Origin of the sequence: Streptomyces sp. NPDC003456, assembly GCF_042878735.1 — a bacterium.
Taxonomy (GTDB): domain Bacteria; phylum Actinomycetota; class Actinomycetes; order Streptomycetales; family Streptomycetaceae; genus Streptomyces.
The window spans coordinates 602,288-623,274 of record NZ_JBIAOK010000001.1; the positions used below are offsets into that span (position 1 = coordinate 602,288).

20 protein-coding genes are annotated in these 20,987 nt (G+C 72.4%); 15 read left to right on the forward strand and 5 right to left on the reverse strand.

Features of this window, described 5'->3' with window-relative positions; translation table 11 throughout:
- Nucleotides 1-15 precede the first annotated feature (15 nt).
- Nucleotides 16-1,269, reverse strand: coding sequence for an extracellular solute-binding protein (locus ACFYWG_RS02210; protein WP_389198734.1), 1,254 nt, complete (start codon nucleotides 1,267-1,269; stop codon nucleotides 16-18).
- 270 nt (nucleotides 1,270-1,539) lie between these two features.
- Between ACFYWG_RS02210 and ACFYWG_RS02215 the strand changes: the two genes are divergently transcribed.
- Nucleotides 1,540-2,394, forward strand: coding sequence for a GntR family transcriptional regulator (locus tag ACFYWG_RS02215; RefSeq protein WP_376327775.1), 855 nt, complete (start codon nucleotides 1,540-1,542; stop codon nucleotides 2,392-2,394).
- A gap of 206 nt (nucleotides 2,395-2,600) precedes the next feature.
- Nucleotides 2,601-3,374, forward strand: coding sequence for a polysaccharide deacetylase family protein (locus ACFYWG_RS02220; protein ID WP_389198736.1), 774 nt, complete (start codon nucleotides 2,601-2,603; stop codon nucleotides 3,372-3,374).
- Between the two features lie 13 nt (nucleotides 3,375-3,387).
- Here the strand turns inward: ACFYWG_RS02220 and ACFYWG_RS02225 are convergent, their stop codons facing one another.
- From ACFYWG_RS02225 to ACFYWG_RS02240, 4 genes are all read right to left on the reverse strand, one after another.
- The gene (locus tag ACFYWG_RS02225; RefSeq protein WP_385413801.1) at nucleotides 3,388-3,990 is read right to left on the reverse strand and encodes a hypothetical protein; all 603 of its coding nucleotides are present in this window, start codon (nucleotides 3,988-3,990) and stop codon (nucleotides 3,388-3,390) included.
- A gap of 226 nt (nucleotides 3,991-4,216) precedes the next feature.
- The gene (locus tag ACFYWG_RS02230) at nucleotides 4,217-4,570 is read right to left on the reverse strand and encodes a hypothetical protein (protein ID WP_383499710.1); all 354 of its coding nucleotides are present in this window, start codon (nucleotides 4,568-4,570) and stop codon (nucleotides 4,217-4,219) included.
- A gap of 99 nt (nucleotides 4,571-4,669) precedes the next feature.
- Nucleotides 4,670-5,188 carry a GNAT family N-acetyltransferase gene (locus ACFYWG_RS02235; protein WP_389198739.1) on the reverse strand — a complete coding sequence of 173 codons (519 nt, stop codon included), beginning with the start codon at nucleotides 5,186-5,188 and terminating at the stop codon, nucleotides 4,670-4,672.
- 187 nt (nucleotides 5,189-5,375) lie between these two features.
- Nucleotides 5,376-6,200 carry an FAD binding domain-containing protein gene (locus tag ACFYWG_RS02240; protein ID WP_389198741.1) on the reverse strand — a complete coding sequence of 275 codons (825 nt, stop codon included), beginning with the start codon at nucleotides 6,198-6,200 and terminating at the stop codon, nucleotides 5,376-5,378.
- Nucleotides 6,201-6,668: 468 nt separating this feature from the next.
- On the opposite strand from ACFYWG_RS02240, the gene ACFYWG_RS02245 reads away from it, so the two are divergent.
- The 13 genes from ACFYWG_RS02245 (at nucleotide 6,669) to ACFYWG_RS02305 (ending at nucleotide 20,566) form a co-directional block, all read left to right on the forward strand.
- Nucleotides 6,669-7,379 carry a FadR/GntR family transcriptional regulator gene (locus ACFYWG_RS02245; RefSeq protein ID WP_385413809.1) on the forward strand — a complete coding sequence of 237 codons (711 nt, stop codon included), beginning with the start codon at nucleotides 6,669-6,671 and terminating at the stop codon, nucleotides 7,377-7,379.
- 269 nt (nucleotides 7,380-7,648) lie between these two features.
- The gene (locus tag ACFYWG_RS02250; protein ID WP_389198743.1) at nucleotides 7,649-9,082 is read left to right on the forward strand and encodes a hypothetical protein; all 1,434 of its coding nucleotides are present in this window, start codon (nucleotides 7,649-7,651) and stop codon (nucleotides 9,080-9,082) included.
- Nucleotides 9,079-10,938 (forward strand): GMC family oxidoreductase N-terminal domain-containing protein, encoded by a 1,860-nt coding sequence (locus tag ACFYWG_RS02255; RefSeq protein ID WP_389198746.1) that lies wholly within the window; start codon nucleotides 9,079-9,081, stop codon nucleotides 10,936-10,938. Before ACFYWG_RS02250 ends, ACFYWG_RS02255 begins: the two co-directional genes overlap by 4 nt.
- Before the next feature lie 149 nt (nucleotides 10,939-11,087).
- Entirely contained in the window at nucleotides 11,088-11,363 is a 276-nt protein-coding gene (locus ACFYWG_RS02260; protein WP_389198748.1) for an SHOCT domain-containing protein, read from the forward strand.
- A gap of 134 nt (nucleotides 11,364-11,497) precedes the next feature.
- Nucleotides 11,498-12,328, forward strand: coding sequence for a hypothetical protein (locus tag ACFYWG_RS02265; protein WP_383499692.1), 831 nt, complete (start codon nucleotides 11,498-11,500; stop codon nucleotides 12,326-12,328).
- A gap of 299 nt (nucleotides 12,329-12,627) precedes the next feature.
- On the forward strand, nucleotides 12,628-13,800 hold the full coding sequence (locus ACFYWG_RS02270) for an ATP-binding protein (protein ID WP_376327791.1): 1,173 nt from the start codon (nucleotides 12,628-12,630) through the stop codon (nucleotides 13,798-13,800).
- A 20-nt stretch (nucleotides 13,801-13,820) separates the two neighbouring features.
- Nucleotides 13,821-14,648: a roadblock/LC7 domain-containing protein gene (locus ACFYWG_RS02275; protein WP_385414181.1), complete on the forward strand. Its 828-nt coding sequence runs from the start codon at nucleotides 13,821-13,823 to the stop codon at nucleotides 14,646-14,648.
- A complete protein-coding gene (locus tag ACFYWG_RS02280; protein WP_376327793.1) occupies nucleotides 14,641-15,027 on the forward strand; it encodes a DUF742 domain-containing protein in 387 nt (128 codons plus the stop codon). Before ACFYWG_RS02275 ends, ACFYWG_RS02280 begins: the two co-directional genes overlap by 8 nt.
- A gap of 5 nt (nucleotides 15,028-15,032) precedes the next feature.
- Nucleotides 15,033-15,593, forward strand: a complete 561-nt coding sequence (locus ACFYWG_RS02285; RefSeq protein WP_389198751.1) for an ATP/GTP-binding protein — start codon at nucleotides 15,033-15,035, stop codon at nucleotides 15,591-15,593.
- Nucleotides 15,594-15,604: 11 nt separating this feature from the next.
- Entirely contained in the window at nucleotides 15,605-16,978 is a 1,374-nt protein-coding gene (locus ACFYWG_RS02290) for a cytochrome P450 (protein WP_389198753.1), read from the forward strand.
- 89 nt (nucleotides 16,979-17,067) lie between these two features.
- Nucleotides 17,068-18,315 carry a cytochrome P450 gene (locus ACFYWG_RS02295; RefSeq protein ID WP_389198755.1) on the forward strand — a complete coding sequence of 416 codons (1,248 nt, stop codon included), beginning with the start codon at nucleotides 17,068-17,070 and terminating at the stop codon, nucleotides 18,313-18,315.
- Nucleotides 18,312-19,127: an enoyl-CoA hydratase/isomerase family protein gene (locus ACFYWG_RS02300; protein ID WP_389198756.1), complete on the forward strand. Its 816-nt coding sequence runs from the start codon at nucleotides 18,312-18,314 to the stop codon at nucleotides 19,125-19,127. The genes ACFYWG_RS02295 and ACFYWG_RS02300 overlap by 4 nt, the downstream gene beginning before the upstream one ends.
- A 200-nt stretch (nucleotides 19,128-19,327) precedes the next feature.
- The gene (locus tag ACFYWG_RS02305; protein ID WP_389198758.1) at nucleotides 19,328-20,566 is read left to right on the forward strand and encodes a serine hydrolase domain-containing protein; all 1,239 of its coding nucleotides are present in this window, start codon (nucleotides 19,328-19,330) and stop codon (nucleotides 20,564-20,566) included.
- The last annotated feature ends 421 nt before the right edge of the window (nucleotides 20,567-20,987 follow it).

The window sequence follows — 20,987 nt, forward strand, 5'->3', positions numbered from 1 at the left end:
CCTGCCGGTGGGCCTTCAGGAGCCGTTCATGGCGGCGGTGATGGACGCGGAGGCACGGGCCGCCTCCGCCCGGGCGTCGCCGCCGGTCAGGACCGCTGTCATGTAGTCCTTGAGGGGGTTCTTCGCCTCGACGGCGGCCCAGCCGGGGGTGTTGGGTGTCGCCCGGCCGACGGCGGCGCCCGCCGCCATGGCGGCGGCACCCGGGTCGGAGGCGACCGCGTCGGCCAGGGTCGCCTTGTTCGGCACGTAGCTCATGGCCGCGGCGAGCTTGCGCTGCCAGGTGTCGCCGGTCAGTTCCTCGACGAAGGTGAAGGCGGCCTCCGGCTTGCCCGACGCGGCCGGGATGACCAGGTCGGAGCCGCCGATGAACACCGAGCCGGGCCGCGCGGCCGTCTTCCCCGGGACGGGGAAGAAGCCGAGTTTGCCTTCCAGTTCGGGATTGTTCTCCCTCACCACGTTGGCTCCGCCGGGCGTGGAGATGATCTGCGCCACCTGGCCCTTGGCCATGACCTCGGCCTGGGGCGGCTCCGCCTCGTCGGAGTCCTTCGGGCCCTTCCCGAGAGCCTGAAGCCTCTTGTAGAAGTCCATGCCGCGCAGCGCCTGCGGTGTGTCGAGGGTGCCCCGCCAGCTGCCGCCCGACCGCGCGGCCAGGTCGCCGCCCTCGTCCCAGATGAACCCGGCCAGCGCGTACCACATCTGCCCCGGCAGATAGATGCCCTGCGTGCTTCCCGAGTCGAGCTTCTCGGTGGCGGCGATCCACTGGTCCCGGGTCCGGATGGAGTCCGCGTCGACGCCGGCCTTCTCGAACAGGTCGGTACGGTAGATCACGACCCGGTTGGCGGCGTAGTACGGGATGCCGTACTGCTTGCCCTCGAACGCACCCGGCTCGGCCAGCCCTTTGAGCCAGTCCCCGCCGCCGAGTTCGTCGACCTTGTCACTGAGGTCGAGCAGGCCCCCGCTCCGGGCGTACCGGGCGACCTGCGTGTTGCCCGTCTCGATGACGTCCGGGGCGTCGTTGCTGGCGAGAGCGGCCGTGACCTTCTCCCCGATGCCGTCCCACTCCTGTATCTGCACCTTGACGTCGATGTCGGGGTGGGCGGCCTCGAAGCCCGCGACGAACTGCTTCTGGAACTGCGCCGAGACGCTGTCCCGCATGAGCCAGACGTCGATCGTCGTGGCGCCGTCGGCGGAGTCGCCGGACGATCCGGAGCCGTCGCCGCAGGCGCCGGCACCCGAGACGATCATCAGTGCGGTCAGTCCTGCAAGCATGCGGTGCTTCACAGTTCACCTCTGGAGGTAAGGCGCCAAGGAACCTGACCAGTTGAGCCACTGGACAGGTGACCTCTCGTTGGTCGATGAAAATGGCATAGACCAATAGGGGCGTCAATCCCCCGCGCCTGCCTCACTTTTCGCTCCGGTCGGCACGCAGATCGCCCGGGAGCGGGGCACCCCGTGCTTGACCAGCAGGCGTCGAGTGGTAAAGAGTCCACGGAGCGGGTCGGGGATTCTTCGCGTACGGCGGGGCGGGAGCGGTCGGGCATGGGCGCTGACGGGTCGGGGGCGGTACTCAAGCGGGAGCGGGTGCGGGACCACATCCTGCAGCTCATCGAGTCCCTGCACCCCGGGGACGCGATCCCCTCCGAGCGGTCCCTGTGCGCCGCGCTCAAGGTCTCCCGCCCGACGCTCCGCGCGGCGGTCGACGAACTCGTCGCGGCGGGGCTCCTGGTGCGCGAGCACGGGCGCGGCATGTTCGTGGCACCGGAGAAGATCACGCAGGAGCTCGTCGCGGACTCCCGGGGCATGGTCCTGCCCCAGGCGTCCGGCGCCTGGTCGAGCCGTCTGCTGGAGTTCGCCACCATCACGGCGGGCGCCCGGGTGGGCCGCAAACTGCACCTGTCCCCCGCCGCCGAGATCGTCTACGCGGCGCGGCTGAGACTGGTCGACGGTGCCCCGATGGCCATCGAGCACCTGCACATCCCGGCGCAACTGGTACCCGCCCTCAGCGCACGGGAGTTGGAGACGGGCGACCTCTACGAGCACCTGCGCGAACGGCACCGGGTGCAGGTCAGCGACGCCACGCAGACGATCGAGCCCACGGTGGTCAGCCAGGCGGAGGCCAGACTGCTGGGTGTGCCCGAACTGTCGCCGGCGCTGCTCTTCGAGCGCCACACCAGCGACACGCGGGGCCGGCCCGTGGAGTACGTCCACTCGATCTACCGCGGGGACCGCTACCGCATCGTCTCCCGCCTGAGCCTGAACGCCGCGCCGGAGCGGCGGCAGGCGTCACCCGGCCCGGGGGTGACTCCGGGCGTCGCACCGAGCGGCGCGGGACGGTGGGAGCCCAGCCTCTCCACCGGCCCCGGGACGGACGGGGAGGCAGGCGGGGGCGGGTGACGAGCAGGAACGGCCCTTGCCGGCACCTGGACTTCGCCGCCTGCTCGCCGGGATGCCCGCATCGCCCGGGCCGGTTGTCCGGGATCCTCCGCGGAATCGTCCGGAATCCGTAACGGGCGGATCCCGCGGCCGTCGGGCGTCGTCCTGTCAGATGGTCGCGAGGCGGCCGGGGACCGGACGAGGAACTGCGTGGGAGCGGGGCGGACATGGCGCGGCACGGCGGCGGGCGGGGCTGGTACGGCAAGGTCATCGGCGCGGCACTGGGGGTGACGGTGCTGGCCACCGGCGCGTCGGTGTGGACCGCACAGGCCGGCGCCACGGACACGCCGGCACCAAAGGCGACCGCGTCCGCTTCCCCCGGCGGCGACGTCGAGCCGGTCGCGGTCACCATCGCGCACGCGTCGGAGAAGGGGGCCCGCGGCGTCAACATCACGATCGACGACGGCCCCGACCCCGTGTGGACCCCTCAAGTCCTCGACGTGCTGCGGCAGTACGGGGTCAAGGCCACGTTCTGCATGGTGGGCACCCAGGCCCAGGCGCATCCCGGCCTCGTCAAGAAGGTGGTCGCGGCCGGACACCGGCTGTGCGACCACTCCGTCTCGCACGACACCGCCATGGACAAGAACTCCCGGACCTACCAGTCACAGCAGATCCTCGACGCCGAGCGCATGATCACCAAGGCGTCGGGAGGTGTCCGGCCGATGTACTACCGGGCGCCCGGTGGGGCGTTCACGCCGTACAGCCGCAAGCTCGCCGCGTCACGGGGAATGCGGCCGCTGGGCTGGAACGTCGACACCAAGGACTTCGAACGCCCAGGCGCCGACGCCATCGTGGCCACGGTCCAGCGGGAGCTGGCCAACGGACCGACGCTCCTCTTCCACGACGCGGGCGGCGACCGCTCCCAGACTGTCGAGGCCCTGCGCCGCATCCTCCCCTGGCTCAAAGAACAGGGCTACTCGTGCGGTTTCCCTGTGCGCTGACGGCCGGGTCCGGTCAGCCGTTCACCGGCCACTCCAGGGGCTTCTTGTAGAAGCCCTGGAACAGTTCGACGGCGCTCGCCTTCTGACCGGCGGGGATGAGGAACGCCTTGCAGATCTTCTGTGACTGTCCGGGGCTCAGGGTCTTGTCCTGAGGCGCCGGGCAGTCGGGCCACTTCGCCTCCCCCAGCAGCACGATGAGCGCCCTGGTGCGCTTGCCCTTGTCCGTCCGGACGATCAGGTCGTCGTCCATGTCACCGGACTCCATGGGCTTGCCGCTGACGTGCTTCAGGGTGGTCCAGACGTAGACCGGCACCTGGGGCTCGTCGTCCTTGTCCTTCTTGAGGCCGGAGGCGGCCATGTCGGCCTTCGTGCCGGTCTCCACCTTCGTCGGGGTCAGCGTGTACGTCGACCCCTTGTACTTCTGGGCCGTGCTCTCCTGGATCGGGCTCGACTCACCGAGGCGGAACGTGGCCCCGGCCTTCGCCGACTCGGACTTCCCCTTGCCGGGCCGGGACTTGCCGTCGGCGGACTCGCCCCCGCCTCCGCAGGCGGTGAGGGTGAGCGCCAGCGCGGCGACGGTTGCGGCCAGAGAGGTACGGGGGGTGCGCAGGTGCATGGGAGTGCGGTGTTGCCTTTCGGTCCGTCAGCGGCGGTCGCGGCGATCAGGTGGCCCCGGGCCCGCGACGACGTACGTCGGACCTGCCTTCCGTGATCCACATGAGGCTATCAGTGGCCGTCTGCGGCCTTGCCGAGTGGGCGAACGGCTCGCTCGCCTCCGTGACCCCGCCTGTCTGTCCGCCGATCAGCGGCAGCACCTGCGCCGTCGAGGAGGGCGCCCCGAGTCAGCGGAACGTGTGGACCACCTGGATGTCACCGACGATGTGGGCGTTGAAGTCGTCCAGTTCCTCGGCCGGCACCCACAGTTCGAGGATCGTCCGTCCGCCCGCCTGGCGCACGGGGTAGCGGCTGAGGAACTGTGCGTCGACCTCGAAGCGCGTGACGAATCCCGCGCCGTCGTGTTTCACGTTCCAGTCCCGTGCGATCCGGATCGCGTAATCCTCGTTCAGCACCGGGTAGAAGATCGGCTGCTCGGGCAGACGCGGAGGCCAGGCGCGCCAGTTCAGCCGCCGGACCAGCTCCAGTTCCTCGGGGCCGGTCGGGCGCCAGAGGATCGTCGTCGGTCGCGGGCTGGTCATGGGGTCATCCTGGGAGGTGAACGGCGTCGGGCTTCGGAAGCCGGACGCTACCCCTGCTCGGACCCGCGCGGCCAGGGAGTTTCGTCCCGGTGGCGACGGTCAGCCGCCGAGCGTGAGCTGCCAGCGCCTCTCGCCGTCGTGCCAGGCGTCCGTCGGCGCGAGGCCGGCCGCCGTGGCGACGGCGGCGGACGCCCGGTGGTCCGGGTGGATGTGGGCGACGACCGTGCGCACGGGCTGTTCACGGAGCCAGGAGAGCAACCCGCCGGCCGCTTCGCGGGCGATGCCCCTTCCCTGCCACGGCGTTCCCACCACCCAGGCGATCTCGGCGGTGAGCCCGTCACCCGACGGGCCGACCGTCGCCTGGACCGTACCCGTCAGGCAGGACTCGGTACGCAGGCGCAGCACCCAGTTCAGCCAGGACACAGCCGGGTCGAGGGAGCCCGCGATCATGCGCTCGTACCGGGAGCGCAGGGTGTGCGGGGTGTCGGGGGTGCCACCGGTGAACTCGTGCAGGCCGGGGTCGGACAGCACGAGGGCCATCTCCTCGGCGTGCTCGACGCGCAGCGGCAGCAGGTCGACTCGCTCGGTACTGATCGGCCGGGCAACGAGGGTGCTCACCGTGACCTTCCTGCCGGGTGGGACGGCAGGAGGTTGCCGCTCGGGGGCGTGTCGGGTCCGTCCTGCCCGGTCGTGTCACGCGTACCCTACGTCCTCCCTGTCAGGACGGCGTCCTGCCCTTGCCTCCGCTGCCGGGCCCCTGCCGCAGGGCGCGTCTCGTCGGGCTGCCGGCGATCCGGCCTTGCGCTCAACCCGACCGCCGCGGTTCGTCGCCCGTCCTCCCCTCGGCCGAAGCGGCCGCCATCAGTGCGGCGACCTGCTCGTCGATCAGGCCCCAGGCGCCGGGAAGGTCCGCGAGAGGCGTCTCGCGCAACTGGTCCGCGGGGTGGGCGGTGCCGGGGACGAGGTTCGCGGTCGCGGTCAGGACGTCGTACCCGTCGCGCACGGCGACGCGGAGGCGATGCCCGGTGCCGGCGTCGGTGCGGGGACTGGTGCCGTGACCGGCGTCGGTGCGGGGACCGGTGCCGTGACCGGCGTCGGGATCGGTGCCGGCGTGCAGGGCCGTGGCGACCACCAGAGGCGGGGCGCCGCCGGCCGCAGCGGGCAGCTTGCGGTAGGCGCTGGCGACCGGCGTGCTCCAGCGCAGGCCGAGCAGCACCGGGCGTTTGGCCGTCACCTCGGCGAGATCCGTCTCGTAGACGCCGTGCGGAGCCAGTACGATCGCCCGGGCTTCCAGGACCAGGGCCGCGGGCAGCAGGCAACGCAGGGTGCTGCCCGCTATGTTGCCGCCGACGGTCGCCGCGCGGCGCACCGCGCCCGTGCCCACCCCGGCGGCCGCGACGCGCAGAACGTACGGGACCTCCTCGCCGATACGGCTCAGGACGACCGCACCGCCCAGTTCCTCCGGACCCATGGCATTGGCCTGCGGCACCTCACGCAAGGACACGGCCTGTCCGGGGAAGCCGTCGCGCTGCCAGGTCGCCCAGACGAGGGTGGCTCCGCCGACCGGCACCGCACCCTCAGCCACGTGCTCCCGCGCCTCCGCCACCGTCTTCGGCAGATGTACCAGCATCTTCCGTCACGCCGCCCTTCTGGAACGCGGACCGACACTCTTCGGCCACTTGTCCGTCGTCACGGCGCATAGTGGCCGCAGCGGAGGGGGCGCATCCAGGGCTCACACGCGCGCTGCCCGCTCCACGGAGATCGACCGGCGTCCGACGCGCGGGGCGGCGCGCTCCCGCTGCCGGTTCGGGCGCACCGGCGCAGGGGCGCACGTCCGGCCCCCGTGCTGAGTGGCGCGCCGCCCGCCCGGCCGTATGCCACTGGGCGGAACGGAACACCGGTGGCACCCGGTAGAGCCGTCCTTGTTCCCGGTGGCTGTGGACATGCGATGCGTAAGGCCTTGAGGCCGGCCGCGCGGTGCTGCTCCGGCTCCCGCTTGACGGTCGTAAGTCGGCGCTGGTCCACTGCCTGCGAAGATCCGACATCCGGTCCGCCGCCCCACCGGCGGCAACGCGGACCGAACCGAGGGAGCGCGCCCATGCCGAGCGAAGCGATCGTGCGCCAGTCCGTCGTCGACGTACTGGAGGAGCGCCTGCGCACGGGCATCCTGGACGGCACCCTCCCACCCGGCTCCCTCCTCCCGCCGGAGCGCGAACTCGCCGCCTCCTACGGCGTCACCCGCACCACCCTGAAGCACGCCCTGTCCCGGCTGGAGCAGGCCGGTCTGCTCCGCACGCGCCACGGCGTGGGCACGCGCGTGCTGGACTTCCTACGGTCCGGCGGCGTCGACCTGCTGCCCCTGCTGGTGGGGCAGGACGGGCGGTGGCTGTCGGACGTGTTCGAGGCGCGGCGCGCCATCGGCGGGGTCATCGCGCGCAAGGCCGCCGCGCAGTGCGGGACCGCGCAGGGTGTCCGGCTGCGTGCGGCGGCCGACGCGGTCGCCGGCGCGCCGGACCCGGCCGCGGCACAGCTCGCCGAGGCGGACGTGCACCGGGAGCTGGCCCGCGCCACCGGCAACCGCGTCTACCTGCTGCTGACGAACACCCTGCTCAACGCCTACCTTCCCGTCCGTCACGTGATGAGCACCCCGTTCGCGGACCCCGCGGCCGCCGCGGACCGCATCCGGCAGGTGGTGGAGCCGGTGGTGAACGGCGAGGTGGAGGAGGCCGGGCGCGCGGCGGAGGACTACTTCCGGCGGACCGCCGAGGAGATGACCGCGGATCTGAAGAGGCACGCGCGACGGCGGTGAGGGCGCTGCCTCCGCGTCCCTCATTCACAAACCGCTTGCGGCGCTGAGGGGTTGACCTCCGGGGCGGGGGCTGGTTCTCTGCCCTGAGTGGCTGAGCCACTGAGCCACCAGACCGGACGACGAGGAGGGTGCCGCAGATGGCAGCACGCCGGGGAGCGCGCTTCGTGGAGACCATGCAGGGGACCCTGCGGCCGGAACCGGCAGAAGGCGGGGCACCGGACACGGCAGAAGGCGGAGCATCGGACCCGGCAGGGAGCGGGGCGCAGCCCGTGAGGCTCGACCTGTCGGTGACCACACGCGGCGCGTTCCGCCCGTTCGGCTCCACGACGGCTCGCCTGACAGGCCGCGTTCGCCTCGGGGACTGGGCCGACGACCCTCACGCCTCCGGCAGCATGCTGATCGCCCCGCTGTCCCGGGGCCGGATCGCCTACCGCGTGCGCTTCACGGCCCGCGACGGCCGCCCTTACGTCCTGGAGGGGCACAAGTCCCCGGTGTGGCGCAGTCCGCTGCGCTCCATGACCACCCTGCCGATCCGGCTGCGACCCGCCGAAGCGGCCGAAGGGCGGGAGTCCTCTGCCCTGCCCGGCGTGGAGGGCTTCTCCCCGGCGGCCGACGAGAGGCGCTCCTCCCCCGGCGTCCGCGGCGCCGGCCTCCTACGGTTCCGGCTGCGCACATTTCCGGCGTTCGCGGCGAGTTGGCGCTTCCCCGCGGCCGGCCCGCCCTGCTTCCGGTCCCCCACCGCCGACACCCTGACCGCGGCCCGACCGGACCGTCTCAACGTCTGGTACAGCACCTTCACCGACCCGGACACCGGAACCGGCTACTGGCTCCACCACGAACTGGTCCGCCCGGTCGAGGGCGCTCCCTACACGCACGGCTGGGCGGCGGTGTACGCACCGGACGCGCCCCCCGTCATCGACCGTTTCGGCCCGCACCCCCTGGCGGTGGAACCCCCGGTGCCCGGCGGCTCCGTCCCGGCGCAGCCGGCCGGCTTCCACTCCCCGGCCGCCGTCGCCACCGCACGCCAACTGCGCGGGAGCACCGACCGGTTGGCCTGGGACCTCGAGGTGGCGGCGGACGCCGCGCCCCTGCACACCTTTCCCCGGCTGGCGTGGAGACGCAGGCTGCTGCCCGCCGTGCACGTCGTCAACCGGCCGCGGGCGCGCTACTCCGGGACCGTCCGCCTCGACGGTCAGGCACTGCCGCTGGCGGGCGCGCCGGGCGCCGACGCCCGCATCGCCGGCCGCGGCAACGCCCACCGCTGGGCCTGGCTGCACGCCGACCTGGACGACGACACCGTGCTGGAGGTGGTGACGGCCGTCTCCGGCCTGCCCGTGCTGCGGCACCTTCCGCCCCTGGTGTTCCTGCGGTTGCGCAGCGGAGGACGGGACTGGCCGGAGGGAGACTGGCGCAGTCCGCTGGGCGTGCTGGGCGTCGGACGGTTCCGGGGCCGGCCGCAGTTGCCGACCTGGACCGTCGCGGGCCGCGCGGGAGGACGCCGTATCGCGGTGCGGGTGCACCTGCCGGAGGACAGGCGGACCGCGGTGGGCTACACCGATCCGGACGGCGGCAGGGCGACCTGCCACAACAGCGAGCGGGCCGACGTCCAGGTCCGCCTGGAGCGGTTGCGCCGAGGCCGCTGGCGCACCGAGCGGGTCTGGGACCTGCGGGGCACCGCGCACGCCGAAGTGGGGCTGCGGTGACGGCGGCCGGCGGCCGCGCGCTGTCGGCGGTGCTGCTGGACATCGGCGGGGACGGTCCGGAGTGGGAGCGGCAGGTGTCCGAACGCCTGCGGCGCTTCGTGTCCTGCCTGCCGCCCCACGTCCGTACGGGTCTGCACGCGGCGGACGTCGCACTCGACGGCTTCTCCGTGCTGACCACGGGGCGGCGCGCCCACCGGCTGCCGCCGGGCGCCAGGGCCCGGCTCCTGCGGCGGCTGGTCCGGCTGCCGGGCTTCGAAGCCCTGCTCGACAACGTGAAGATCCCCTTGCTGCTGGCCGCGGGGGCGAGCCGGCACGGCACCCGGGCCGTCCGCCCTCTCGTCCGGGCCGATCCTCCGCTGGACCTGTGCCCGTCGTCCGAGTGGCCGGCGGTGTCCCATGTCGACGCGGTGGTGATCGGGTCCGGTGCGGGCGGTGCCGTGGCGGCGCTGACCCTGGCCTCCTCCGGACGTTCGGTCGTGGTCCTGGAGGAGGGGCGGCACTTCTCGACGCAGGAGCTCGCCTCGCGCCCGCCGCTGGACCGGTTCGCCGACGCCTACCGTGACGGCGGCGCCACCCTCGCCTGGGGTCTGCCGCCCGTGCTGCTCCCGCTCGGCAGGGCCGTCGGCGGCACCACCCTGGTCAACTCGGGCACCTGCTTCCGCACACCCGACGACGTGCTGCGGCGATGGCACCGGACCCACGGTGTCGCCTGCGCGGACCCCGCCGCCTTCGGCCGTCATCTGGACCACGTGGAGAGCCTTCTCGGGGTGGGCGTCCCCGATCCGTCCGTCCTCGGCCGCAACGGCGGTCTGGCGCTGGCCGGTTCCGAGCGGCTGGGCTGGTCCGCGGCTCCCCTGCGCCGCAACGCCACCGGTTGCGGGGGCTGTTGCGAGTGCGTCGCCGGGTGCCCGAGCGGTGCCAAGCAGGCGGTGCAGCTGTCCGTGCTGCCCGCGGCCTGCGCGGCGGGGGCGCGCATCGTCACCCGTGCCCGGGCCACCCGGGTCCTCACCGAGCGGCGGGCCGGGGCGCGCCGTGCCGTCGGGGTCGAGGCGCACCGTCCGGACGGCACGGCCTTCACGGTCGGCGCGGATCTCGTGGTGGTGGCGGCGGGGGCCCTGCACACCCCTGCTCTGCTGCGGCGCTCGGGGCTCGCCGGGCACCCCCGGCTGGGCCGGAACCTGGCGATCCACCCGGCCGTCAGTGTCGCCGGGCGGTTCGCGGAGCCCGTCACCGGTCCGGGCGCGGGTCCCAATGTCCTGCAGAGCGTCGGGGTCGACGAGTGGCACCGCGACGGCATCCTCATCGAGGCGACGGCGGCACCGCCCGGCATGACCTCGTTCGTCCTCCCGCACCTCGGCGCCGAGCTGAAGCGCGAGCTGGAGGGGGCGGGACATCTCGGCCTGCTCGGCGCGATGGTCTCGGACCGGCCCTCCGGGCGCGTACGCGGAGCACACCGCCCCGTCGCCTCGTACGCCCTGCACGCCGAGGACGGTGACCGCCTGCTGCGGTCCCTGGTCCACATGGGGCGCATCCTCTTCGCCGCGGGCGCCCGCGAGGTGCTCACCGGCATCCCGTCCCACCCGTCGGTCACGTCCCCGGGCGCCCTGGAGGACCTGGTGCGGCGCACCGGCCGCCGCCGGCTGCACCTGTCGGCGTTCCACCCCACGGGCACGGCGGCCCTGGGGGCGGACGGCGGGCGCGCCCCCGTCCGCCCCGACGGAAGGCTGCGCGGGACGGAAGGGGTCCTGGTCGCCGACGCCTGCCTGCTGCCGACGTCCCCGGGCGTGAACCCGCAGGTCACCATCATGGCGCTGGCCCACGCGGTGGCGGAGCACGCCGTCGGGCGGGAGGCGTAGCCCCTACGGGAGGCGCTCCGCGCCCCTCCGCCTGCTCCCCACGGGGTATGCGGGGTGCCGCCGGCCGTACGACGCCCCGGCACCCCGTGCGGGACCACTCTCGGAAGCGACGCACCGACAGCGTGCCGAGCGATCGAGGAGTGAGCGACATGCAGACCCTGGCGACCTTCGCGGACGGCGGGCCCGGCCCGTGGATCCTGCTCTTTCCGGTGATGTGGGCCCTGGTCATCGGCAGCGGCGTCGCGCTGCTGCGCCGCACCCCGCGGGGCGGCGGCGCGCGGCGCCGGCAGGGCACGGTGGGCGCGGACTCGCCCATCGCCGTGCTCGGCCACCGTTTCGCCTCCGGGGAGATCGACGAGGACGAGTACTGGCGCCGCCTGTCCGTGCTGGACGAGGAGTTCGGCCGCAAGGGGGGTGCGGGCTGAGTCCAGCGGAGGACGTCGGCGACGCGGCGGCGGCGGATCGCCCGGTGGGCCGCACCTCCCGTCGGCGACGGGCCACGGGCGGGGGCGTGATCCGCACGGCATAGGGTGCACGGCAGCAGCGAAGGAGAAGCCCGATGCCCGACGGTCCCCGCATCCTGTTCGTCACCGACCTCGCCTACCGGGCCCAGGGGCGCGGCCGCTACTGCGACGAGGACATCTTCCTGACCTCCCGCCTCCGCCGGGAGTTCCCCCTCGCTCTGTGCCACCCGCTGGACGCGGCCGCGCTGATGGACGCCTTCGACGCCGTCGTCGTCCGCAACAGCGGCCCCGTCCTGCGGTACCGGGAGCAGTGGGCCGCCTTCCGGGAACAGGCGGTGGCGCGCGGCGTCCGGGTCTACAACCCGCTCTCCGGCCGGGGGGACATGGCGGGCAAGCAGTACCTGCTCGACCTGACCCTCTCGGGGCACCCCGTCATCCCCACCGTCGACCACCCGCGGGACCTGCACCTGCTGCCCGAGGCGGAGCTGTATGCGGTCAAGCCGAAGCTGGGCGCGGACTCCATCGGGCTCACCTTCGTCCCGCGGGCGGATCTGGACGGCCTCACCGGCGGCGACGTACTGATCCAGCCCCGGGTCGACTTCCGGTACGAGGTGTCCTTCTACTACGTGGACGACACCTTCCAGTACGCGCTCCACGCCCCCGACCCCGGCCGGCGCTGGGAGCTGGAACCCTACGAGCCCACCGGGGCCGATCTGGCGTTCGCGCGCCGGTTCATCGACTGGAACACCCTCGACCACGGGATCCAGCGTGTGGACGCGTGCCGCGCGCCGGACGGCGGTCTGCTGCTGGTGGAGCTGGAGGACCTCAACCCGTACCTCTCCCTGGACCTGGTCCCCGACCGCACGCGCGAAGCGTTCGTGGCGAGCATGGCCGGGTCCCTGCGCCGGTTCGTGAGCGCCGGCTGAGGGGGCGTCAGACGGTCACCGCCGGTCACGGCCCCGGCCGGACACCCGCGGTCCGCTCGGCGTTCAACGTCCCTTGTTAAATACTGGCGTTGAACGTGTGAAGTCCGGAGGAGCGGCTTCCAGACGTCCCGGCCGACGGTGATAGCATTCCGCCGTCTGCGACCTTGATCCACTTTTGCTCAGGGCCCCGAACCCGAACGCGCGCTGAGCTCCCCCTGGTGCACTGCCCCGGACGGGTTGCGGATCCTTGCGAGGCGTACCTGTCGACGCCTGCATGCCACGCGCGGTGAAAGGTTTCCATGACTCAAGACGTGCTTCTTTGGTGCCTGGTTGCGATAGCGGTGATATCCCTCGCCGCCGTCGTGGCGCTCGTGCTCCGCAGCAGAGGCGTACTGAGGAGGAAGAAGGAGTCCGAGGACGAGCTGCAGGCGAAGCTGCAGTACAGCCAGATCGAACTGGCGCGGGTCCGCGGCGAGTTGGCCCAGCTGCGCAACGAGCAGGACAGCGTCATCCGCGAGGCGGAGACGACCGCCGAGGAGAACACCAAGGCGGTCCTCAAGGGCGCCGCCCGCTTCCTGCAGAGCCTCGCCGCCGAGCAGACGACACTGCTGGACCGGGTCCAGCGCGAGTACGGCGGCCATCCGGTCCTCAGCGACCTGATGGACATCACCCACGCCAACGCCCAGATGGCCCGCAAGGCCCAGGGCATCGCGGTCATGTGCGGTGCGCCCCTCGGCCGCCGCAACCAGCCGGCCAGCGTCTACGACGTCGTGCGCAGCGCCCAGAGCCAGATCCGCAACTTCCAGCGCGTGGAGATCATGCAGCCGAGCGGCATCGCGCTGAAGGCCTCCGCCGTGGCGCCGGTCGCCCTGGCGGTGGCCGAACTCCTCGACAACGCTGCCAGTTTCTCGCAGGCGGACGCCCCCATCGAGGTCACCTTCCGCCAGGTCCAGCAGAACCTCTGCATCATCATCGACGACGCCGGCGTCGGCATGGGTGACGAGGAGCGGCAGCGGGCGACCGCGCTGCTCTCGGGTGACGACCTGCCCCGCCTGGCGCAGCTGGGCACCCAGCCGAAGTTCGGCTTCCCCGTGATCGGCCTGATCGCCCGGCAGTACGGCTTCAAGGTCGACGTCACCGGCGTGTCCCGATATGGCGGCGTACGGGCCGTCGTCCTGCTGCCCGAGGAGCTGTGGACCATGGAGGAAACCCCGTCGGCCCCCGACACAGCGCCCGTGAGCAGCATCCGGCCCATGGAGACGCGCAATCCGGCGCGCACCGCCAACGGCCTGCCCAAGCGCGGGCCGCGTGTGGCGTCGATCGGCGACTCGCCCTCGGCGGACCAGCCGGCCCGGCGCAGTGTCCGGCGCCGCGGCACCGGGAGCCTGGGCGCGCTGCAGCGCGGCGCCCAGACCGGACGCGATGTGGCTTCCCTCGACGCCCCCATGTCTGAAGGGTCCGACAACGCATGAGTACGACCGACCTGTCGTGGATGGTCCAGGACATCGTGACCAACGTGCCCAAGGCACGGCACGCCGTGGTGCTCTCCGCGGACGGCATGCCGCGCGGCTCCACGGACGGTCTGACCGCCGCTGACGTGGGCACGGTCTCGGCCGCCATGGCCGGGATGCAGTCCCTCAGCCGGGCCACGGCGCACTTCGCGGGCGCCTCGCAGACCCGCGAGTGGATCCAGACCGTCATCGAGTTCCAGCACGGCTGGGTGTTCCTGATCGGTGCCGGCCAGGGGGCCTATCTGGCCGCCGCGGCGGAGCCGGACGTGGACATGGAGCAGCTGTCGTTCCGCATGAACCGGCTGGTGGCCCGGCTGGGCAGCAACCTCACGGCCCCGCCGCGGGTGATCCCCGCCGACCCGGCCGCGGCCGGCGGGGGCGCCCAGGCCTCGCATCAGCGGGCAGGCCGGGCCGTCGCGGTGCTGGACCAGCTGGACAAGGTGGTGGCCTCGGTGCCGGGCGCCCTGCACGCGCTGCTGCTCGGCGCGGACGGGCTGCCCCGCGGTGCGAGCGCGGGGATCGACCGGGACCTCGCGGACACCATCTCGGCGGCCATGACCGGTATCCACGCCTACAGCCGGGCCACGGCGCCCTTCGCGGGCGGGGCGCGGGACGACGAGTGGAGCCAGACGGTCATCGAGTTCCAGCACGGCTGGGTCTTCCTGATCGCGGCGGGCGAGGGTGCCTTCCTCGCGGCGGCCGCCGAACACGACTGTGACATCGAGGAGTTCACTGTCCGGCTGAGTGACGCGATGCCCCCGCAGGCCGCGTCTCGCACCGGGTGGGGAGAAGGGGTCGGCGATGCATGAGGACCCGTCCGAGGAACTGGAGCTGACGGCACCGTTAGTCCCCTTCTTCGTCATGGCGAAGGGGCGGGTGCTGCCCCGGGAGAGCGAGTACGAGCACACCACGATGATCTCCGTCCGGGACCCGGCCGCCGCCACGGTGCGCACCCTGGCTCCGGAAGCACGTGTGGTGATGGACCTGCTCGCCGACGGATACCTGTCGGTCGCCGAGGTCGCCGCCCACACGCAGCTGCCCCTGGGCATCGTGCGCATCCTGCTGGCCCAGATGGCCGAGGACGGGCTGATCCATGTGCGCAATCCGGTGCCACATGCCGAGCGCCATGACCCCGCCCTGCTCACCGCCGTGCTCCATGGCCTGGAGCGAATACGAACCGGAGCGTAAGTCGCGTGTATCTGGATCCCAAGGTCTCCCGCTCCGTGAAGGTCCTGGTCGTGGGCCACTTCGCGGTGGGGAAGACCACCTACATCGGCAGCGTCTCCGAGATCGAGCCGCTGCAGACCGAGGAGGAGATCACCGAGGCCAGCGAGGGCTTCGACGATCTCTCCGAGACGCCGGACAAGACGACCACGACCGTCGCGATGGACTTCGGCCGTCTGACGCTCAGCGACGACCTGGTGCTCTACATCTTCGGTACACCGGGGCAGGAGCGGTTCAAGCAGATGTGGGAGGGCCTGTCCCGGGGAGCGCTGGGGGCGCTCGTCCTGGTCGACCCGGAGCGGCTGGAGGAGACCTTCCCCATCCTCGACCTGGTCGAGGACTTCGGCCTGCCCTACGTCGTCGGGGTCAACACCTTCGACGGCCGGTCCCGCTTCCCGCTCTCCGAGGTGTGCGAGGCACTCGACCTCTCCGACAACACGCCGGTCATCGACTGCGACGTGCGCGACCAGGACTCCTCGATGGAGGCCCTCATCACCCTCGTGAAGCACCTCTTGTCCTCACTCGGCTAGGAGCCACCACCATGCAACAGCCCCTCGAGACGTCCGGCACGCCCGCCGGTCACCCGGCATCAGGCAACGTGCCCCTGTACGGCCCCGACTTCGGCTCCGACCCCGAGCGCACCTACGACCGGCTGCGTGCGTCGGGGCACAGCGCCCCGGTCGACATCGCCCCGGGCGTCGAGGTCGAGCTGGTGACGAGCTACGACGCGAGCCTGTACATCCTGCAGAACCCGAACCTCTTCGTCCGCGACTCCCGCCGCTGGAACGCCCTCGCCGAGGGGCGGATCCCGGAGGACAGCCCTGCCCTGCCCATGATGGGCTACCGTCCGAACGCCCTGTTCAGCGACGGTGCCGCACACGCCCGGCTGCGCCAGGCGGTCACGGAGAGTCTCGCCACCGTGGACCAGGGCCGGCTCATCCGCCTGACCCAGCAGTCGGCGGACTACCTGATCAGCCGGTTCAGCTCGGAGCCGCTCGGGCAGGCCGAGTTGATGGCCGCGTACGCCCAGCCGCTGCCGCTGCTGATCTTCGGTGACCTGTTCGGCTGCCCGCCGGAGCTCGGTGACCGGGTCATCGCCGGCATCACCGGCATCTTCCAGGGCACCCCGGGCGCCGACGGGATCCTGGCCGGTGCGCTCGGGGAACTGATCGCCCTGAAGCGCCGGCAGCCCGGCGAGGACCTGACCACCAAGCTGATGGTGCACTCCGCCCGGCTGAGCGACGAGGAGGTGCTGCATCAGCTCGTGACCCTGCTGTCGGGCGGCACCGCGCCGCTGGCGGCGGCGATCGGCACCAGCGTGGCCCTGTACCTCAGTGACGACTGGCCCACGGGCCTGCCGGCGGAGGACGCGGTGGTGAAGACGCTGTGGAACTACGCCCCGATCGCCAACTACGCCGCGCACTACCCGACGCAGGACGTCGAGTTGGGCGAGCGCACCCTGCGGACGGGCGACCCGGTGCTGATCTCCTTCGCGGCGGCCAACAACGACCCGAAGCTCACCGCGCACCGCGAGCAGCTCAGCCCCAAGGCGCACCTGGCCTTCGGCGCCGGGCCGCACGCCTGCCCGGCCAAGGACCCGGCGTTCATGATCACTGCCACGGCCGTGGAGTCCCTGCTCAACCGGCTGCCCGACGTCGAGATGCGCGTGCCCTTCAAGGAGCTGGCCTGGGTGCCCGCCCCGTGGAGCCGCACGCTGGTGACCGTCCCCATCCGGTACAGCCCGCGCACCGTGCCCCAGGCCGCCAACTCCCGCTACACGCAGCCTTCCACGGCTCAAACCGCGCCCTCGTCCGTGGGCGTCCACCAGCCGCACGCGACGCACCGGCCGGCCCACGCCGCGCGCCCGAAAGGCGGGCTGTTCAGCCGTTTCCGTGCCTGGATGAATGGCGAGTGACGCAAGTAACCATATGAGAATACGGTGTTACTGTATGGCTCATGTGACGGTCGGGTACGGATAGCGGCTGGCAGAAAGGAGCCGCTATCGTGGGAAGCGTCACGACCCCGTCCACGGACCGTCGGGCCACCATCTCTCTGTTCTCCCGTCTCAGGACGGCCGACGGACAGGCCGACCCCTTCCCCTTCTACGAAGAGCTCAGGGCGCGCGGCGCGGTCAGCCCCGCGCCCTGGGGCGGTTTACTCGTCACCGGCTACTCCACCTGCGAGCAGATACTGCGCGGCGGCAACTGGCTGGAACCGGACACCCGGTGGCGGGAGCAGCAAGGTGCGCGCACCCGCTGGAGTGCCCCCTCGGCGCGGGAGATCAGCCGGACCCTGCCCGCGCTCAATCCGCCGGAACACACCCGGGTGCGCCGGTCGGCGGGCACCTTCGACCGCGGCACCGTCGAGCGCATCGGCAGCCGGGTGACCCGTGTCGTCGACCGGCTGCTGGGCACCTTGTACGAGCGAATACAGGCAGGAGAGGCCGACTTCGCGGCGCTGGTGAGCGAGGAGCTGCCCGTCGCCACGATAGGCGACTGGCTCGGGCTGCCCAGCGCCGACTGGGCCCGCCTGCGGGAACTGACCCACGAGCAGGTCTTCACGCAGGAACTGCTGCCGAACGCCAGCCAGTTGGCCCGCTCCGACGCGGCCATGGCCGAACTGCGCTCCTACTTCCTCGACTTGGTGCGCGACCGGCGCAGACGTCCCGGCGACGACCCGGTGTCCCGCTGGACGGACACCTGGGACCAGCTCGAGCCCGACCAGGACAAGGCCGACGAAGCGGTCTACTTCCTCGCCCTGTTCGTCCTGCTGGCGGCGCTGGAGACCACCTCGACGCTGCTGTCGACGATGGCACTGCGGCTGGTCGAGGACCCCGACCGCTGGACGCGGCTCACGCACCAGCCGGACCTCGTGCCCTCCTTCGTCGAGGAATCCCTCCGCCACGACCCTCCCACCCACGTCATCAGCCGCGTCGCCGCCCAGGACACCTTCCTGGCGGGCACCGAGGTGGCGGCCGGGGAGATGGTCCACCTCATGGTCGGGGCGGCCCACCGCGACCCGGAACGGTTCCCCGGGCCCGACCTGTTCGACATGCAGCGCAACCCCTCGCACCTGGCCTTCAGCTGGGGCATCCACTACTGCCTCGGGGCGCCCCTGGCCCGCCTGGAGGCCCAGACCCTGCTCCGCCACACGATCACCCGTCTGCCGAGACTCACCCTGGTGCGCCGCCCCGCGTACGCACCCCGGGTGGCGTTCAGGCGCCTGCTGAATCTGGATGTAGCACTGGCATGAACCCGCCTCGCACCCCCACCGCCGTCTCCGCCACCGCCCCCGAGCCGGCGCCCCCGCTCGACACACCCCTCGGCCCCGCTCCCCTGGTCCTCACCCGCACCGGTGCCGTCCTCCAGGTCCAGCTCAACCCCGACGCGCAGGACGACGTCCTGGGCACGGCGGTGCTGGACGCCCTCCTCGCCGTCCTCGACGGCCTGCACGACCAGCCCGACATCAGCGTGCTGGTGCTCTCCTCCCTGGGCGGCGACTTCTGCCTGGGTGCCGACCGGCAGGAGTTCCGGGACAGTCTGGCCGCCGACCCCGGCGGGTCCGCGCTGCGGCGCATCGCGGACAAGGCGCAGCGCCTGTGCCAGGCCCTGGAGAACACCCATGTCGTCACCATCGCCCGGCTCCACGGCAAGGTCGTCGGCGCGGGTCTCGCCCTCGCCGCGTACTGCGACCTCCGCGCGGGTGCTGACACCTGTCAGTTCCGGATGCCCGAAGTCGGCCTCGGACTGGCACCCGCCTGGGGCGGCGCCATGGGCCGCCTGATCGCGGAGGCGGGAGCGGCCCGCATACGCGAACTCATGCTCACCTGCGAGACGTTCGACGCCCACACGGCCCACCGCCTGGGCCTCCTTCACAAGATCGCTCCCCTCGACTCCCTGGACGACACGGTCACCGCCTGGACCAAGCCCCTGGCGCGGCGCTCCCCGCAGGCCCTCGTCCTGACCAGGCGCATGCTGGCCAGCTACGCCAAGGCCGCCCGCACCGCCGACCCGTCCCTGCTGGACTCCCACCTCCTGGCCGCCCAGCTGACCCAGCCCCGCTGACGCGCACCCGGCGCGCCCGGCCCTTCTCGTACGCACCGGCGCAGGCCCGCCGTACGAGGGGGCCGTCGCGCCCGCACGAGCGAACCGCGCCCGCCCGGGAGCACGCCGTGCGGCCGGATGGAGCAAGTCCGCCGAGCAGGCGGGCACCGTCCCGGCCGATGCTGAGGATGCCCCTGACCACCGAGTCTCCCAGGATCCTCATGCCACTCCTGCCCGTTCCCAGACCGGGAACACCCGCCCGTTCCGGTGCCGGACTCCCCTCCCGCCGCCACCGCCTGTTCCTCGTCACCCTGCTCGGCGCCTCCTTCCTCGGCGGTATGCTCCTCGCCCCGACGGCGGGCGCAACCCCCGGCTCCGGCAGCTCCGGCGGCAGTGGTGAGCGCGCCCTGCAACGGCAGCTCGAGGAACTGGTGACCACACCCGGAGGACCGCCCGGTGTGATCGTCGTCCTGAAACGGGACGGGACTCCGCGCGTCCTGCGCGCGGGCGTCGCCGACCTGGAGACCGGCCGCCCGATCGAGCCCACCGACCACATGCGGATCGCGAGCACCGCCAAGGCGTTCAGCGGAGCGGTGGCGCTGCGCCTGGTGGCGGACGGGGCGCTCCGGCTCGACAGCACCATCGGCCGCACCCTGCCCCAGCTGCCGCGTGCCTGGCGGTCGGTCACGCTGCGGCAGCTGCTGAACCACACCAGCGGACTGCCCGACTACACCGAGGACCCCGAGTTCGCGGAGCTGCTGGTGGCGGACCCGCGCCGCACCTTCGACCCCCGCCGCCTGCTGGACTTCGTGGCGGACGAGCCGCTGCGCTTCCGCCCCGGCACGCAGTACCGGTACTCCAACTCCGACAACATCGCGGTGGCGCTGATGGCGGAGGCCGTGACCCGCACGCCGTACGAGGAGCTGCTGTCGGAGATCGTCTACCGGCCGCTCGGCCTGCGCGACACCAGTCTCCCCATGGGCTACGAGATGCCCGAGCCCTACATGCACGGTTACGCCGTCGAACCGCCCGAGCCGCCGGAGGACGTCAGCGAGCTGATCAGCGCGTCCGGCGTGTGGGCCTCGGGCGGCATCATCTCCACCCCGCGGGACATGACGCGCTTCATCCGCGCCTACGCCGCCGGTCGCCTGACGTCGCCGGAGGTGCTGCGCGAGCAGCGCCGGTGGGTCGAGGGCGCCTCGGAACCGGCCGGGCCGGGCCGCAACAAGGCGGGACTCGCCATCTTCCGCTACGAGACCCGCTGCGGAGTCGTCCTGGGGCACACCGGCAACTTCCCCGGCTACACCCAGTTGATCGCCGCGACCCCGGACGGCCGCAAGTCCCTCACGTTCTCGCTCACCACGCAGGTGAACAAGACGCTGAACCCGGATCTGCTCCAGCAGCTGCGCACCGTCCAGGAGAACGCGGTCTGCGCCCTGCTGGGCAAACGCCCCGCCTGAGGCGACACTTCGCTTCGGACCGGGCAGCGCACCCCGCGGCCGCCGGCCCCTGAAGGGGACGGTCTCCGGCCGCGGGCCGCTGGTCGTGGTTCGGCTACTTCAGAACCGTCGCAATCATCGCGGCGACGATCGCTGCCCATGCGAGCAGGGCCACCGCGGTATGCACACCACTGCTCCGCGAGGCCGGACGGGGCCTCGGCCGTCCCACCTCGCGGCAGACGCAGTGGTCCCGAGGAAGTCGCGACAGGTCCAGCCAGTAGGCACCGAGCAGGCGGGTGTCCGGTCGGGTGTATGAGTCGTCCTCCATGCCGGGGGCAACGACAGGCCGCCGGGGAGGGCACGGCGACGTCAACGGCGCGCCCGACGGAGCGACAAACTGATAGGCACGGCAAAGGGCTATTGAACCGAACGATAGAAATTC